General features: G+C 64.2%; 15 protein-coding genes. 1 reads left to right on the forward strand and 14 read right to left on the reverse strand.

What is annotated here, in order from left to right; genetic code table 11:
* Positions 1-180: 180 nt before the first annotated feature.
* From ML401_RS27450 to ML401_RS27495, 10 genes are all read right to left on the reverse strand, one after another.
* Positions 181-1,173, reverse strand: a complete 993-nt coding sequence (locus ML401_RS27450; protein WP_285807597.1) for a tripartite tricarboxylate transporter substrate binding protein — start codon at positions 1,171-1,173, stop codon at positions 181-183.
* Positions 1,174-1,275: 102 nt separating this feature from the next.
* Entirely contained in the window at positions 1,276-3,615 is a 2,340-nt protein-coding gene (locus ML401_RS27455) for a mechanosensitive ion channel domain-containing protein (RefSeq protein ID WP_285807598.1), read from the reverse strand.
* Positions 3,616-4,445: 830 nt separating this feature from the next.
* Positions 4,446-5,396, reverse strand: a complete 951-nt coding sequence (locus tag ML401_RS27460; protein WP_285807599.1) for a polyphosphate kinase 2 family protein — start codon at positions 5,394-5,396, stop codon at positions 4,446-4,448.
* A complete protein-coding gene (locus tag ML401_RS27465; RefSeq protein ID WP_194403822.1) occupies positions 5,356-6,375 on the reverse strand; it encodes a branched-chain amino acid ABC transporter permease in 1,020 nt (339 codons plus the stop codon). The genes ML401_RS27460 and ML401_RS27465 overlap by 41 nt, the downstream gene beginning before the upstream one ends.
* Positions 6,372-7,253 (reverse strand): branched-chain amino acid ABC transporter permease, encoded by an 882-nt coding sequence (locus ML401_RS27470; RefSeq protein ID WP_194403823.1) that lies wholly within the window; start codon positions 7,251-7,253, stop codon positions 6,372-6,374. The genes ML401_RS27465 and ML401_RS27470 overlap by 4 nt, the downstream gene beginning before the upstream one ends.
* Before the next feature lie 5 nt (positions 7,254-7,258).
* Entirely contained in the window at positions 7,259-7,963 is a 705-nt protein-coding gene (locus tag ML401_RS27475) for an ABC transporter ATP-binding protein (protein ID WP_194403824.1), read from the reverse strand.
* Entirely contained in the window at positions 7,963-8,733 is a 771-nt protein-coding gene (locus ML401_RS27480) for an ABC transporter ATP-binding protein (protein ID WP_194403825.1), read from the reverse strand. Before ML401_RS27480 ends, ML401_RS27475 begins: the two co-directional genes overlap by 1 nt.
* A gap of 15 nt (positions 8,734-8,748) precedes the next feature.
* Entirely contained in the window at positions 8,749-10,059 is a 1,311-nt protein-coding gene (locus ML401_RS27485; protein WP_285807600.1) for an ABC transporter substrate-binding protein, read from the reverse strand.
* Between the two features lie 93 nt (positions 10,060-10,152).
* Complete coding sequence (locus tag ML401_RS27490) at positions 10,153-10,857, reverse strand: NUDIX hydrolase (RefSeq protein WP_285807601.1); 705 nt, start codon at positions 10,855-10,857, stop codon at positions 10,153-10,155.
* Between the two features lie 29 nt (positions 10,858-10,886).
* The gene (locus tag ML401_RS27495) at positions 10,887-11,912 is read right to left on the reverse strand and encodes an ABC transporter substrate-binding protein (RefSeq protein WP_211416367.1); all 1,026 of its coding nucleotides are present in this window, start codon (positions 11,910-11,912) and stop codon (positions 10,887-10,889) included.
* Between the two features lie 137 nt (positions 11,913-12,049).
* Here ML401_RS27495 and ML401_RS27500 point away from each other — a divergent pair, with 137 nt between their 5' ends.
* Positions 12,050-12,499 (forward strand): cupin domain-containing protein, encoded by a 450-nt coding sequence (locus ML401_RS27500; RefSeq protein ID WP_285807602.1) that lies wholly within the window; start codon positions 12,050-12,052, stop codon positions 12,497-12,499.
* 72 nt (positions 12,500-12,571) lie between these two features.
* Here the strand turns inward: ML401_RS27500 and ML401_RS27505 are convergent, their stop codons facing one another.
* Genes ML401_RS27505 through ML401_RS27520 form a run of 4 tightly spaced genes read right to left on the reverse strand, consistent with a single transcriptional unit; the run spans position 12,572 to position 15,913 of the window.
* Positions 12,572-13,345 (reverse strand): anti-sigma factor, encoded by a 774-nt coding sequence (locus ML401_RS27505; RefSeq protein WP_285807603.1) that lies wholly within the window; start codon positions 13,343-13,345, stop codon positions 12,572-12,574.
* On the reverse strand, positions 13,342-13,860 hold the full coding sequence (locus tag ML401_RS27510; protein WP_211416365.1) for a sigma-70 family RNA polymerase sigma factor: 519 nt from the start codon (positions 13,858-13,860) through the stop codon (positions 13,342-13,344). Before ML401_RS27510 ends, ML401_RS27505 begins: the two co-directional genes overlap by 4 nt.
* A 40-nt stretch (positions 13,861-13,900) precedes the next feature.
* Positions 13,901-15,370, reverse strand: coding sequence for a YncE family protein (locus tag ML401_RS27515; protein ID WP_285807604.1), 1,470 nt, complete (start codon positions 15,368-15,370; stop codon positions 13,901-13,903).
* Positions 15,371-15,379: 9 nt separating this feature from the next.
* A complete protein-coding gene (locus ML401_RS27520) occupies positions 15,380-15,913 on the reverse strand; it encodes a DUF305 domain-containing protein (RefSeq protein WP_285807605.1) in 534 nt (177 codons plus the stop codon).
* Between the last annotated feature and the right edge of the window lie 21 nt (positions 15,914-15,934).

Raw genomic sequence — 15,934 nt, forward strand, 5'->3', positions numbered from 1 at the left:
CTATTCACGAATTCCCCCAAGAAGCACATTGAACCGCGCACATTGTCGGCCAGCGCTCCATTGAGATCAAGGACGCAGACACTGAGGCACCGATTGTGATCTCGCACCGCAGCGAGATTTGCGCCAACGATTGGCAGTTGCGCGCGTAAAAGTTAACGCGGCAAGGCTCTCTACCCCTCGTCATTCCGGCTTGATGTTAGCCGCCTTCACGATCGGCCACCATTTCTCGGTCTCGGCCTTCTGGAACGCAGCGAGCGCTGCGGACGTCTGCTGGTCGGTTGGCGGTATCTCCTGCCCGAGTTCGGTAAAGCGCTGCTTGACCGCGGCATCGGCGAGCGCGGCGACGATCGCCGCGTTGATCCGGGCGACGATGTCCTTTGGCGTGTTCTTCGGTGCCCAGATGCCGTGCCAATAGGAAATATAAAGCCCTGGCAGGCCCGCCTCGTCGACGGTCGGAATGTCGGGAGCGGAGGCAAGCCGCGTCGGCGATGTCACCGCGAACGCCTTGACCGCGCCGCTCTTGACGTGTGCCAGCGAGTTCGCCGCCTGGTCGAACATGATGTCGATCTGGCCTGCGACGAGATCGATCATGGCGGGCCCCGCGCCGCGATAGGGCACGAACTGGAAATCGGTGCCTGTTTTATCCTTGAAGAAGACGGCTGCGACGTGGGCTCCCGTGCCCGCCCCTGAAGTTCCCGCGGTGGCCTTACCGGAATTGGCCTTCAGCCATGCGATCAGCTCCTTGAGATTGTTCGCCTCGAGCGACTTCCGGCCGACGATGAGTTGCGTGCCCATCGCGATCATTGCGACCGGCTCGAAATCGCTCACGACGTCATAAGGCAGCTTGAGGATCGCGCCGTTCAGCACATGGGTGCCCCAATGACCGATCGTGATCGTCGTGCCGTCAGGCGTCGCGCGGGCGGCGCGGGCACCTGCAATGCTGCCGGAGGCACCGGCGACGTTCTCGACCACGACCGTGGTGTGCAGCTCGGCAGCGATCCGCTCCGACAGAATCCGCGCCAGCGTGTCGGTCGGACCGCCCGCGGCGAACGGTACGATAAGGGTGATGGGACGCGATGACTGAGCGCCTGCCGGCGCGCACCACATCGCGCATGCGATCAACGCGCCAATGACGATCGCATGACCGCGCAACACAGCCCACAGCCCCCGCATCAGCCTCTCCCACCCTTTTTGCCGCCCGCATTTTGGCAGCGGGCCGGAGGGCGAGTGAACGCTGCCGGGCGACCCGAGGCAAGCGGTAAGTTGATAACGCTCCTATCCGGCCGCGCGCCGCGGCGTCAGATTGGCGGCGCTGTCGGCCGGCGGCGCGATATGCATCAGGATGGTCTGGGTGGCGGATGCGATGTTGATCCCGTTCTGCTGGAAGCGGAGCTTCATGCGGCGGTTGAATTCGCGCTGGACCGGCCAGCGCCCGGCTTCGGTGCAGCGGATCTGGCCGACGATCGACACCATCGCGCCGTCCACCTTGTCGATGCCCCAGAGATCGAGGTCGCCGCGGATCAATGCGCGGAAGTCCGGCTCGCGGCGCATCTCGTCGACGATGTCCTTGAGGATCTGGCCGGCGCGGTCGGTGTCTTCCTTATAGGCGACATTGACGCTGACGGAGGCGTTGCCCGCGCCGCGGCTCGCATTGGTGATGGTCGTGACCGCGCTGAACGGCACGATGTGAACGGCGCCGTCGCCCGCGCGCAGACGTATCGTTCGAATGGAAACGTTCTCGACCACCCCTGACAGGCCCGACACGCTGACATTGTCGCCGACCTGCACCGTGTTCTCCAGCAGCAGGAACAGCCCGGTGATGAGGTCCTGCACCAGCTTCTGCGAGCCGAAGCCGATGGCGATGCCGACGATGCCGGCACCCGCCAGCAGCGGCGCGACATTGACGCCGATCTCGCTCAGCGCGGTGAGGCCGACGATCGTGGCGATCAGGCAGAGCAGCGCGGTGCGCAGCATCGGCTGGAAGGTGCGCAAGCGCGCGGCGCGGGCGTAGTGCCCGTCCCGCGACAGCGTGTTGATCTGGCGGTCCAGAAGCGCGTTGCTGGCTTCCCAGATCGCGGCTGCGATGAATACGGCGAGGCTGATCGTCACCACGGCGGAGATCAGCCGGCTGCCGATCTGGCCGCCATAGAACCAGACGATGGCGTCCACACCCCAGACTTCGAGCATCGCCACGAAGCCGATGAAGACGATCACGCCGGAGACGATCCTGCGCAGCAGCGGCAGATAGCGGTTGGCGCGGATCTCGAGACCCGGAAAGCGCTGCAGGATCTCCGGCTGGATGCGGAAGCCACGGTCGATCAGGCTCAGCGTCAGCATGATGGCAACGCGCGTGATCACGGCAACGACGACAGTGCCGACGAAATATTGCAGCAGCAGCGAATAACCGTTGCGGATGTTGAGCGCCCACACCGCCCAGAGCGCGAGATCGAGCGCGATGGCGAGATAATGCCATCCGCCGGCGATGCGGTTGCGCAGGCGGGCCGCGATGCCCTGCCGGTCGGCCGGCGCCCGGATGGCCTCGGCCACTTGCCGGCGGCATTGCAGGATGATGACGACGACGAAGAGATGCACGATCAGCATCACCATGCGGAGCAACGCCGCGTATCCGGCGCGGTGCAGGCCGAGCAGCAGCGCGACATTGGCAAAGGCGATGCCGGAGACGCCGACGCCGACGATGCGGCGCGCCCAGATCTCGACATAGGCGGCCGTCTCGGCGCGCACCGGAAACAGACCGAACGGCCCGGCCAGCGCCCGGACGACGCAGATGAGTCCGCGCGAAAACGCATAGGCGTTGACGACCGCGAGGATCACGAGGCGAACGGTGGTGGGCTGGCCGATCTCGGTGCCGAGCAGCGCCGTCGCGACACCGACGAAGAGGAGCACGGGAAGCAATTCGAGGACGAGGCGCCCGAACACGAAAGGCAGGCGCTGCATGATCTGCCAGACGCGCGCCAGGCTGTGACGGCGCTTGTGCAGTTCGGGCGCGGGGGTGACATCGGCGACCGACGACGGCGGATCCGCAATCGGCAACACCTGCGCCGGCAGATGCGCGGCTTGCGGCACACGCCCCTCGAGGAAGGCAACCGGGCGCCGGATCAGGCGAAACAGCACCCATTCGGCCGCGAGTGCGCAACCGACCACCAAGGCGAGCTTCCAGGCGATCTCGATCAGAAGATTGTAGGCCGCGGGATCGTTCGCGGTTCGCACGATCCAGTAATAGAACGCCGGGAAATGCGTGATCGTCCGCGCCACGCTGGCGATCTCGCTCGAGATCTCGCCGATCTCCTCCGACACCGTGAGCAGGAGCTGCGCACCGAGTCCGTCGGCCGAGAGCGGGATCGGCGACTTCTGCTCGGGCGCGGGCGTAGCAGGTTGCTGCGGACCGGACGCATTGGCGATCAGGCGTAGCGTATCGATCATCTGCGCGCGCTTCTTGTCGTCCTGAAGCGTCTCGAGCGCACGCTTCGCCTCGTCCGGCGACAACGCGGCGGCATTGTTCGCGGCCGGCTGAGGCGGCTGGGCGCGGACGCTGGGGAAGGAGAAGAACGCGAGGAAGAGAACGGCGAGAACCGCCGGGGCAAGCTTATGCGACACGAGGAGTCCTTAAAAAAATGCATGCGCCGGCGGCGTCGGGACCACCGAAACACATGCGTCATGTCGGATTGAAGCTATTCGCCTCGCGCCTGTGTCGGAAGTTGGCCTTCGAGGCGACATTCTCTTGGCATTTGCCGCAATGCGGGGGCGGGGAACCTCGTCTCAGCAGAGTTCAGACGCCGAAGCGTGGTCCGTGCAACGCGATCCGTCCATTGCGGGATTCCCGCAGTTCGACTTTACAAGTCGTCACGCCCGGGCTTGTCCCGGCCATGGCGATGTGGTGACCAGTGCACCCCAAGTGCACAAATCATCCGCGGATCGCTCCGTCATTCCGGGAAGCGGCCCGGAATGACGGCGAGGAGGAAGGAGGGAGAAACGCAGGATGTCAAAGGCAGCTGTCGCGGTCGGCCTCGTCAAGACCATCCACACGATCGGGGACCAAAATACAGCGCCGGGAAGGTAGGGGCTCTGCCTTACTGATGCAGCCCGCTAAACCTTGACCCGGCGTGCCGTTCGCGGTTTCTGCCGCTATGCGATAGTCCGAACGAGCTCCATCGCACTTAACGCGGCTGGATTTGCGGAGGTGGTGTCATAGACCTCCCCTTGCTCATGAGGTGGACGTTGCGTGTCGCTTGTTTGCGACCGACGGCATGGTCCTCCTGTGCCACAAAACTGTCAAGCGGGATCAATCGGCGAAGAGATCACAATTGAGCATGCCGGTTCCGGGAGTGATCGGAACAGCGCCTGTTTGCCCGATGCAACAACTCTATTTCGTGTAAATCGAAATGCCTTTTCAACGATCGGCAAGCCATTGATTTTGCTCACGCCGTCTACTTTGCATGGGGTTGTTTTCGCGATTTCTTCGCCTGGCTCCTCTTGTCTTCCTTCTCCAGCGCCGTGCGCACCGCGTCGAACTCCTTCAGCGAGGCCTTGTCGGCGCGGGGAAAGCGCAGGTCGAGTTTTTCGAGCGTCGCATTGATCACCGAGCCGATCACGACGCGCGCGAACCATTTGTGATCGGCCGGCACGACATACCACGGCGCATGGGCCGTCGCGGTGTGCCGGACGATGTCCTGATAGACCGCCTGGTAACGCGGCCACAGCGCGCGCTCCTTGATGTCGTCCATCGAGAATTTCCACTGCTTGGCCGGGTCCTCCAGCCGATCGAGAAAGCGCTCGCGCTGCTCGTCCTTGGACACGTTGAGGAAGAACTTCAGCACCACGGTGCCGTTGCGGCAGAGATAGCGTTCCCATGCCGAGATGTCCTCGAACCGCTCCTTCCAGATGTTCTTGGTCAGCAGCTTCTGCGGCAGCTTCTCCTTGGCGAGAAGCTCCGGGTGCACGCGCGTCACCAGGCATTCCTCGTAATGGGAGCGGTTGAAGATGCCGATATGCCCGCGTTCGGGCAGCGCGATCACATAGCGCCAGAGGAAGTCGTGGTCGAGCTCCTTGCTGCTCGGCGCCTTGAAGGCGTGGACCTCGCAGCCCTGCGGATTGATGCCCTCGAAGATCGCCTTGATGGCGCTGTCCTTGCCGCCGGCGTCCATGGCCTGGAACACGATCAGGAGCGACCAGCGGTCCTGGGCGTAGAGCTTCTCCTGAAACTCGACCAGCCGCTTCTTGTTGACGTCGAGGAGCGCCTGCGCAGTCTCCTTGTCGAGATCGCCCTTCTCGCTGGTCTTGTGATCCTTGAGATGAAACTTGCCCGAACCGTCATAGCGGAATGGCGTGATGTAGCGGTCAAGTTCCTGGGCGGGCGATTTGGACGGCTTCTTGCTCATGAGCGCGGGGCACCTTGCGTTGCGGCTTCAGTCGGTCGAGCAAGCTACCAAGGATGCCCTTGGGAAGGAATATGATGAAGAGCACGAGCAGCACGCCGTAGACGAGATTGTCCCAGCCGACGGCCTTGGTGCCGAAGCCGATGCGCAGGGTCTCGGCCAGCAGAATGGTGATGATGGCGCCGAAGGTCGGGCCGAGCGAGACGAACAGGCCGCCGACGATGGCCGCGAACACCATCTGCAGCGACACCGCGATGCCGCTGACGGTGTCGGGGGTGATGAACATCTGGTACTGGCAGTAGATCGCGCCCGCGAGCGCCGTCATTAGCGCGCTGAGCAGCGTGATCTTCAGCTTCTCCGCGGTGACGTCGACGCCGGCGGCCGCCGCGGCGTCCTCGTCCTCCGAGATCGCCTCCAGCGCATAGCGGGCCATGCTGCGGTCGACCCAGTGCCAGACCACGATGCCGAACAGCCAGACCCCGAGCGCGATCAGATACCAGGTCGTCTTGTCGTCGAACTGCAGCGCCCACAGCTTGTTGCCGGATGCGCGGTTCGGCGTGTAGCCGAGCGAGCCGCCGGTATAATCGCGTGTCGCGGTGATGACCTGGAGCACGATGCCCGACAGCGCCAGCGTCACCAGCACGAAATAGTGGCCGGTGATGCGGAAGCGGAAGCAGGGATAACCGACGATCAGCGCCAGCGCGCCGGCCGCGACCATGCCGATGGGAATGCCGATCCAGGGCGACAGCCCGAGATGATTCCAGAGCAGCGCGGTGACATAGGCGCCGATCCCCATGAAGCCGCCATGGCCGAGCGAGACGAGGCCGAACCGCCCCATCATCGACCAGGAGGTGTAGGCGAACGACCAGATCAGGATCAGCACCAGGATGTGCAGATGATAGGGGTCGCGATAGACGAAGGGCAGCGCGACCAGTGCCGCGAGCCCAATGCCCCAGGCTGCAAGCCTCCCCTGCCCCATCATCGGCGCCTCGCCAGGAGGCCCGCGGGCCGGATGAACATCATGACGATGAAAAAGGCGAAGGCGAGCACGTAGCCCCATTCGAGATCGGAGAACAGGCCGCCGAGCGAGATGATCTCGGCGAACACGAAGGCCGCGATGAATCCGCCGATGAAATTGCCGAGCCCGCCGAGAACGCAGATCAGGAAGGTGATCGGCCCGAACGACAGCCCGACGAAGGGATGCACGTCGTATTGCAGCACCAGCAGGCAAGCGGCGAGCCCCGCGAGCGCGCCGCCGAGCGCGGAGGTGATGAGATAGATTCTCTTGGTGTCGACGCCCATCAGCGCCATGATCTGGCGGTCCTGCGAGATGGCGCGGATCGCGGTGCCGGTGAAAGTGCGCGTCATGAACAGATAGACCGCGACCATGCCGACCAGCGCCGCCAGGAACGACAGCAGCCGGGCATAGCTGAAATTCATGTCGCCGAAGGCAAGCACCGGCAGGCGGATGCCGAGGTTGCGGAAGTCGATGCCGAACGCGACGGTGGCAAAGCTCTGCAGCACGAACAGAACCCCGCCGGTGGCCAGTAACTGGTTGATCGGCGGCGCGGTCAAGAGCGGCGCGATCACGAGGTAATGCAGCGCTGCGCCAAGCAGCGCGACCAGGACAACGGTGAGAGGCGCTGCGACGAAATAGCTGAGGCCGTAGACCTGCACCATGAAATACATGGCATACATGCCGATCATCACGAGCTCGGCGTAGCAGATCCAGGTCACGTCGATGACGCCGAAGATCAAATTGAGCCCGAGCGCGAGCAGCGCTAGCACGCCGCCGAGCAGGATGCCGTTGATCACGGCCTCCAGCAAATAGATGTCGAAAATGTCCAGGAACGCCTGCATCAGCCTCACACCCCCAGATAAGCTTCCTTGACCGTGTCGCTCGCCAGCATCTCGGCCGAGGTGCCGGACGCCCTGATCGTGCCGGCCTCGATCAGATAGGCGCGGTCGACCACTTTCAGCACCTGCTGCACGTTCTGCTCGACGATCAGCACGGTCAGCCCGCGGCTGCGGATCCGCTTCACCAGTTCGAACACCTGCTGCACCACGACGGGCGCAAGGCCCGCCGAGGGCTCGTCGAGCAACAGCAGCTTCGGATTGGACATCAGCGCGCGGCCGATCGCACACATCTGCTGCTCGCCGCCGGACATGGTGCCGGCCATCTGGTGGCGCCGCTCCTTCAGGCGCGGGAACAGGTCGAACACCACCTCGAGCCGCTCGGCATAATGGCCGCGCGCCTCCTTCATGAAGGCCCCCATCTTGAGATTGTCGTCGACCGAGAGCTGCGGAAACAACCGCCGGTTCTCCGGCACATGCGCAATGCCGAGGCTGACGATCTTGTGCGGCGGCGTCGCCACGACGTCCGTGCCCTCCATCCGGATCGAGCCGCGCGCGGGGCGGATCAGGCCGGAGATGACGCGCATCAAGGTGGTCTTGCCGGCGCCGTTGGGGCCGATGACGCCGACGGCTTCGCCGGCCTTGACGTCGAGATTGACGTCGAACAGCGCCTGGAAGGTGCCATAGCCGGCATTGACGCCGCGGAGCTCCAGCATCACGCGCCTCCCGCGCGGCGGCGCGCTTCGGCGGCCGCGGCCTGCGTGGTCTCGGCATCGGTGCCGAGATAGACCTCGATGACGCGCGGATCGCCCGCTACCGCACTCGGCAGGCCTTCCGAGATCTTCTCGCCGTGGTCGAGCACCATGACGCGATCGACGACGCGCATCAGCACCCCCATGATGTGCTCGACCCAGATGATGGTGATGCCGAGCTCGTCGCGGATGTTGCGCAGCATGTCGGCGGCCTGGTCCATCTCGGCCTCGTCGAGGCCGCCGAGACTCTCGTCGGCGAGCAGCAGCTTTGGCGCGGTGGCGAGCGCCTTGGCCAGCTCGAGCTTCTTCAGGCCGGCGGCGCCGAGACCATCGACGCTGGCGTGGCGATCGGTCGGCAGACCGACCATCGCGAGGGATCGCTCGGCAGCCTCTTCCGCCTTGACGCGGCTATGTCGGCCCTGGCCGTAGAAGCCGGCGAGCGCGACGTTCTCGAAAATGGTCAGGCGGCGAAAGGGGCGCGGAATCTGGAAGGTGCGGCCGACGCCGCTGTTGATGATCCGGTGCGGCGCAAGGCCCGCGATCTCGTGCCCGGCAAACATGATCGAGCCCGAGGTCGGTGCCAGCGTGCCGGAGAGCATGTTGAAGATCGTGCTCTTGCCCGAGCCGTTGGGGCCGATCAGACCGAGAATCTCGCCCTGATCGACCCGAAACGACACGTTGTTGACGGCGGTGAAGCCGCCGAACCGCTTCACCAATCCGCTGACTTCCAACACCAAAGCCCTCCGCTGCTACTGGTTGCTGTAGGTGGTGCCCTTCGGCAGCGGCAGCACGGCGTCGCGCTGCGCCTGGCTCTTCGGCCACACCCCGTGAGACTTGTCGTCGAGATACTGGATCACGACAGGGAACGAGCGCTCGTTCTGCCCGGCCATCGGCGTGCCCTCGCCGTAGAACTTCACGCCGAAGCCGAGCATGGTGCCGCCTTCGGGGATGTCGGTGTCGAGCGCCGCCTTGCGCAGCGCCTCGGGATCGACGCCGCCATATTTTTTGATCGCCCGCGGCAGCACATCCGCCATGAACACATAAGTGTTGGAGGCACCGATGCCGACATGGGCGGAGCGGATGGCGACGCCGGGCTTGATCTTGTCGAACTCCTCGCCGACCATCTTGATGACGGGCGGGAGCTTCGGATCCATGGTCTTCTGGTTGGCCAGCCAGATCGAGATCGGGTCGGTGTTGAAGATATAGGCTGCGTCGGCCCCCATGCCTTCCTTCAGCTTCTCATAGACGCCATAGCCGGCGCCATGGCCCATCAGCGCACCGAACTTCAGGCCCTGCTCGCGGGCCTGGCGCAGCAGCAGCGTGATGTCCGGATTGTAGCCGGTGTGGAAGATGACGTCGGGCTTGGCACGCTTCAGCTTGGTCACCAGCGGGGACAGATCGGGCGCGGTCGCCGAATAGCCCTCCTTGAGCACGACGTTGAAGCCGGCCTTCTTCGCGCCGGCCTCGTTGCCCTTGGAGACGTCGACGCCATAGGCGCCATCCTCGTGGATGATGGCGACGCGCAAATCCTTCGGTTCCTTGCCGAGCTTCTCCTTGGCGTTCTGCGCGATGAAATCCATCGTCATCATGCCGAACTGGTCGCCGCTCGCCTGCGGGCGGAACACGTATTTGTAGCCTTTCTCGTTGAACACGGCCGACGAGATGCAGGTCGTCATCCACATGAACTTCTTGAGCTGCTCGACGCGCGCGGCCACCGGTACGCACTGGGCCGAGGAGAAGAAGCCGAGCACCATGTCGACCTTCTCCTGCTCGAGCAGGCGGACGGATTCGTTGATGGCGATGTCGGGCTTGCTCTGCGCATCGGCATAGACCGCCTCGATCTTGTAGCCCTCCACGCCGGTCTTGGCGAAATGGTCGAGGATGATCTTCGCGCCGACATAATTGAGCTCGGAGCCGCCGCCGGCCAGAGGCCCGGTCAAATCAAAGACAACGCCGATCTTGATCTTCTTGTCCTGGGCCTGGGCGGACGCCGCCAAGCCCGTCGCTGCTATCGCGACCACCAGCCCATGTAGCAACCGGGCAGCCATGCGCAGGCGCATCAAAACCTCCCTGGACGATTGTGCGTTGCATTCGTCTTGATCTTGCTTGCCCCCATCACATGGGCAGAGCGCAGGGATGTCAAGTCTTGCGCATCAGCGCGAGGCGAACTGCTGCTCGACAAAGGCCGTGACAAATCGCGGCATGGTCGGCCTGAGATCACTCATCCCGCGCACGAGATGAATGGCCGACAATTCGGGCTCGTCCTCGCTGGCGAGGTTGGCTTCGATGCGGGCGCGCGCCTCCTCGCCGGACATATCCAGGTTGAGCACCTGCATCATCGCAATCGCAGGGCCGTTGACGATGCAATGCCAGTCCGGCTCGGCCCGAAAGTCCACCGCGGTGAGGCCGGTCTCCTCCTCGAGCTCGCGGACGACGCTGCCGGGAATGTCCAGCGTGTCACCCCTGACGTCGTCCAGATCGGGCGTGCCCGAGGGGAAATAGATACGGCCCGCATTGGCGGTGTGCGGCGCCATCTCACCCATGACGAAGGCGCCGTCGGCGCTGCGCAGCGCGCCCATGCCAAAGCCGTTGAACACGGCAGGCCCAGGAAAGCCCCAGTCACGCCAGGCGAGGAAGCTGGCGAAATCGGTCTCGAAATAGGTCGCAGCGAAACAGCCGTCCGCGAACACGGGATCGCGCCCGAGCAGGACGCGGCCGTTCCAGATCTTCGGCCGCTCGCGCTGCTTTTCGGCGAAATGCGCCGCGATCTCGTCGCGCCGTTCCTCCGCGAACGGCCAGACGATCGGCCGCACGGCAAGATCGAACGTGGTGACGCGATGAATGATCGGCGACGTCATGAGCGACGGCTACCCCATCTTCGCGTCAGCTATTTGGCATTCCCCGTGGTCTTCTTGGCCTGCTCGACGAACTTGTTGGTGAAGGTCTTGCCGACATCGATCTTGGCATTGGCGACCTCGGGCGAGCCGACGCTGAACACCGAGAGCACGGCGTCCGCGCCCTTCGGGTCCATCTTGCCGGTCTCCGAGTACATCGGGATCGTGTTCTTCAGCGCGGCGAGATAGAGGTCCTTGTTCTTGCCGACCGTCTCCTCCGGCATCTTCGCCATGATCTCCTCGGGGGAGTGCGAATGGATCCAGGCGAGCGTGGCGAGGATCGCGTCGGTGAGCGCCTGCGTCTCCTTCTCGTGCTTGGCAACCCAGGCCGCCGTCGAGTACAGCGCGCCGCCCGGATATTCGCCGCCGAAAGTCTCGAGCGTGTCCTTCTGCGTGCGGGTGTCGGAGAGGATGCGCAGATCCTTGTGGCTGCCCTGGAGGACGGTGACGGAGGGGTCGAGCATCACGGCCGCGTCGATCTGGCCCTGCTCCATCGCGGCGACCGCGGTGGCGCCGAGACCGACGCCGATCACGGCGGCGCTGGTGGGATCGACGCCGTTCTTCTTGAGCATGTATTTCAGGAAGAAGTCGGTTGACGAGCCGGGCGCGCTGACGCCGACCTTCTTGCCGGCGAGATCCTTGACCGACTTGATGTCGTTGGTGCGCGAGGGCGCGACCACCAGCACGAGACCGGGATAGCGGTCATAGACCACGAAGGACTGCAGCTCCTGCTTCTTGGCGGCCAGATTGACGCAATGGTCGAAATAGCCGGAGACCACGTCGGCGCTGCCGCCGAGCACGGCCTTGAGCGCGTCCGAGCCGCCCTTGAGGTCCACGAGCTCGACGCTGAGGCCGGCCTTCTCGTATTCGCCGAGCTGCTTGGCCAGCACCGTCGGCAGATAGCACAGGCAGGAGCCGCCGCCGACCGCGATGGTGACCTTGCTTTGCGCCGCGGCAAATCCGGTGGTGAGCGTCAGCGCGAGCAGCGCGCCGGCGAGCCTGGCAATCGTGTTCTTCATTGGTTTCCTCCGTTCGGCCACCGGCACCATAGAGCAGCAGGACCGGCTTGAGAAGCGCGCCTTAAGGCACTGGCTATCGGCCTTTCGGCGCAATAGCATGGGCGCACAAGAACAATTCCTGATGGGGAGGATCATCCATGAATCGCTTCACTGCCGGGCTCGCGCTGGCCGCCGCCTTTGCCGCCGGATGCGGCGCGAACCAACTGCTCCGGCCGGCGCTGGCCGCGGAAAACATCACCGCGCAGATCATCCACACCGGCGAGACGGAAGGCGACGCGCTCGGCCCCGCTAACGCCGGCGGCTACCGCTCGAAAATGTTCGCGAGCGCCGACGGCGCTACGATCTCGATCCAGGTCGGCAACGTGCCCAAGCACATGCACCCCAACACCAACGAGATCCAGTACATCCTGGACGGGACCGGGACGATCTGGCTCGGCGACAAGGAAGTGACGGTAAAGCCGGGCGACCTCGTCATCATCCCGAAGGGCACGCCGCACGGCGGCACCAAGCCGATCTCGGGACAGGTCAAGGCGATCGCGATCAAGACGCCGCCGCAGGCGCCTGATGATACCAAGCTGCTGGATTGAGACCCCTCAACCGGCGCGGGGCGAATGCTCGGGCTCGCGCCGCTGCGCGGACCCGCTTGGTCGATTCCGGCGCTAGATCGGGCGCGCTTGCTTCCGAATCTCGTTCGCGATCGGCTTGAGAGTCTCCCCCGGAAGCTGGCCAACGAGCGTGTAACCCATGCCGCCATCCGCCCACACGAAGCCCGCGACATCGCCGGTCGATTGCGGCATCATCGGCGTGTCCAGGTTGCGGTTGCTCATCGGGCGCGTCAGCACAACGAGGCGATCCCCGCGATCGTCATCGTACATGAACATCGCGGCCGGGCCATGGGACGTCGCAACCAGGCGCCCCCCCATCAGCCTGTAGCCCGATACAGAGAGGTCCGGCACCTTCACCGCCTGCTTCAGCCGAGTCGAGACCCATCGCGTGAGCTCCGCACTCTCGGAGGCGCGAATCTCGACCGGACGCACGCGGTCCGGTGCGTAGACGCCATAAGAATAGGCTGCCTCCCGTGCCAGCGCAGACAGTCCGTTGGAACCCTCCTGCAACACGCTGCGCATGGTCCACCCGCCGAGACCGCCGAGACCGAGGAGCAACATCGCAGCGATCGCTCCCCACGTTCGCAGGGGACGCCGTCTTCGGCTCTCGATGATGCGCGACAAGCTCAATTCTGCCGGCAACGGCTCGTTGGCGATCGGTGCAAGCGCGCCGCGCAGTTGCTCGCGCTGGGTAGCGAAGGCCGCAACGCGCGCGGCAACATCCGGATGATCGTTCAGGTAGGATGCGACCTCCGCGCGACGCTCGGGCTCGAGCGCCTGGTCCACATAGGCGTGGAGATCATCCTCGGTGATCGGCCGCTGGTTCATTTCACGCTCCGCAAGGCCACGACATTTCCCGCCGCAGTGCCATCCATCTCCTGCTGCAGCCTCTCCCGCGCACGCGACAGGCGCGACATCACGGTCCCGATCGGGATGTTCAGCACCACTGCCGCATCCGCGTAGGAGAGGTCCTCGACCGCGACCAGCAACAACACGGCCCGCTGCTCCTCCGGGAGTTTCGCAAGCTTGGCAAGGACGTCCTGATAGATCAGCCTGTGCTCTTGCTCCGCCGCGCTGACAAGTTCCCGCTCGCCTGCATCGTCGATCGGCATATGCCTGCCCCGCGCTGTCGCCTGGCGAAACTGAGTGACAGCCAGGTTGTGAAGGATGGTGAACAGCCAGGCGCGCACGCTGCCGTCGCGCCGCTGGTGCCAGCGGCTGACGGCGCGCTCCAGGCAATCCTGAACCAAATCGTCGGCCGCGGCGCGTTCGCGCGTGAGCGCGCGGGCATAGCGGCGGAGCGCGGGGATTAGCGGCTCGACTTGAACCAGCATGTCCTTCATCAAGCGCTCCGCCATCTCTCGATTGGCGTTCGAACCGGAATCATTGAGCCTCGATCTGGACCGCCTCGCCCGGCATCGCCGCGTCGCCGGACGCGATCACCAAATAGCGCTTTGCGGCCGCGGCAGACTGGTCGACGATCTGCCGGATCGGACCGGCCGCGTTGACGATAGCGGATCCGGCCGGATTGGTCATGAAGGCCGCCAGCGGCTGCAATGGGCCGCCCCCGTCACTTCGCTCCGCAAGCGCCAACACATATTTCCCCTTGGGCTGAAGTCCCGTTACTGAAGCCTGCAGGATCTGGATCAGGCCCTGATCGAAGAGCGAGACCGTGGTCGGCGCCTTACCGTGCTTTGTGCCGCCTTTCGACGCGAGCGCCAGATGAGCCACCTGGCCAGCCACGCCGAGCGCCTGCAGGTTCTGGCGGTCATCCGGGTCAGGCGCAGCATTCGGAACATAGGCGATCGCTTGCGGCGCCTGGCCGATCGGAACGTTCCCAACCACTTTGTTGGTCGCGGTGTCGATGGCCGCGAGCGCGTCGGCGTTCTCCAGCCCCACATAGATGCGGGTGCCGTCGCCGGACGGCCACACGCCGTGCGGCAGATTGCCGACCGGGATCGTGGCGACTTGCGAGAAGTCGTCGGTGCGGAACACCTTCAATTCGTTCAAGCCGCCGACGGTGACATAGGCGAACGTGCCTTTGGCGGTGTGCGCGAAGTTGACGTGATTGGTGATTGGCCCGGTGTCGATCGTCCTGATTGCATTGAACGGTGGCCTTGCGTTGAACACTTGTGTCCGGCCGACGTCCTTCAGCGTGAACCACACCTGATCTCCATCGGGCGTCGCCGCAATGTTCGGACAGAACGGACTTTCTTGCTTCACCGTAGCGATGATCTTGTGCTCGACGACCGAGACGACATCGGTCTCGGGATTGAAGGACGAGCAGATGTAGCCGTATTTGCCGTCAGGTGAGAATATCTGCATCCCCGGCCCGTTCGGCGTCGTGATCCGGGTCTTCTCCCTGAAGCTCGTTGGATCGATGACGGAGATGTAATTCTCGCCGCGGACGGTAACCCAGACCTCCTTGCCGTCGGGTGTAAAGAACGCCTCGTGTGGCGACCGCCCGACATAGGTCACGTGCTTGACCGCGTTGGTCGCAGTGTCGATGAAGCTCACTGAGTTCGAGCCGATCGACACTACGGCCAGCGTCTTGTGATCGGGCGAGAAACCCATGCCGTGCACGAGCACCTGCCCCTTGTAGAGCGGGCTGAAATTGCCGGGCTGCGGGTCACCAAGCCGGATTACGCCAAGCAGTTTGTTGTCGACAGGGTCGGTGACCGAAACCGTGTTCGAGAACTGCTCAGCCGCGTAGACCCGATCGTGATGACTGATCGGAATGTCGGGGGAGGACAGCGCGCCAGGCGCCTGCCCCGCCCATGCGACGGAGCCGGTGGCGAGCATGGTGGCCGCCAGGAAAATGGTCCTCATCATATGGCTTCGAGACCTGGTCATCTGCCGCTCCTACTTCTTCATTCCAGTGGACATGTCCATCTGCATCACAGGATGATGATGAACGGTTGCGATGGGAACGGATTGCGGCTGGGTCGGAGCAGGCGTGGTGTCGGCCGCCGGCTCGCCGATGGCGAGCTTCATGGCAGCGATCTCCTGCATCTGGTCGACGATGATTTCCTGAGCGATGCGCCGAAGCTGCTCGTTCTTACCGTACCGCAGCTCGATCACGGCCATGTCGATGGCGCCCTGATGATGCGGGCTCATCATCGCGACAAAGTCGCGATCGATGTCACCGGTCGGTTTGACCGCCATGTCGTTCATCATCCTGGTCATGGCGGCATCATTCTCCTGCAGGAAGGCGCTCTCTTCCGTGCTTGGCGCAGCAGGTGGGTTCGGATTGGACTCGTGCGCGAAGACGATTGGAGGAAGCGCGAAAGCGATGAGAATGTGGGCGGCAAGGAACGCTGTGCCGAGCCCGAGCCTCGGCCATCGACATCTGCCTGCACGCGCCGCTACCGCGGGGCGAAACTGTGAGGGGGGCATCCTGAACTCCCATGCAGGTGG

It is taken from the genome of Bradyrhizobium sp. 62B, from assembly GCF_030272265.2.
GTDB lineage: Bacteria > Pseudomonadota > Alphaproteobacteria > Rhizobiales > Xanthobacteraceae > Bradyrhizobium.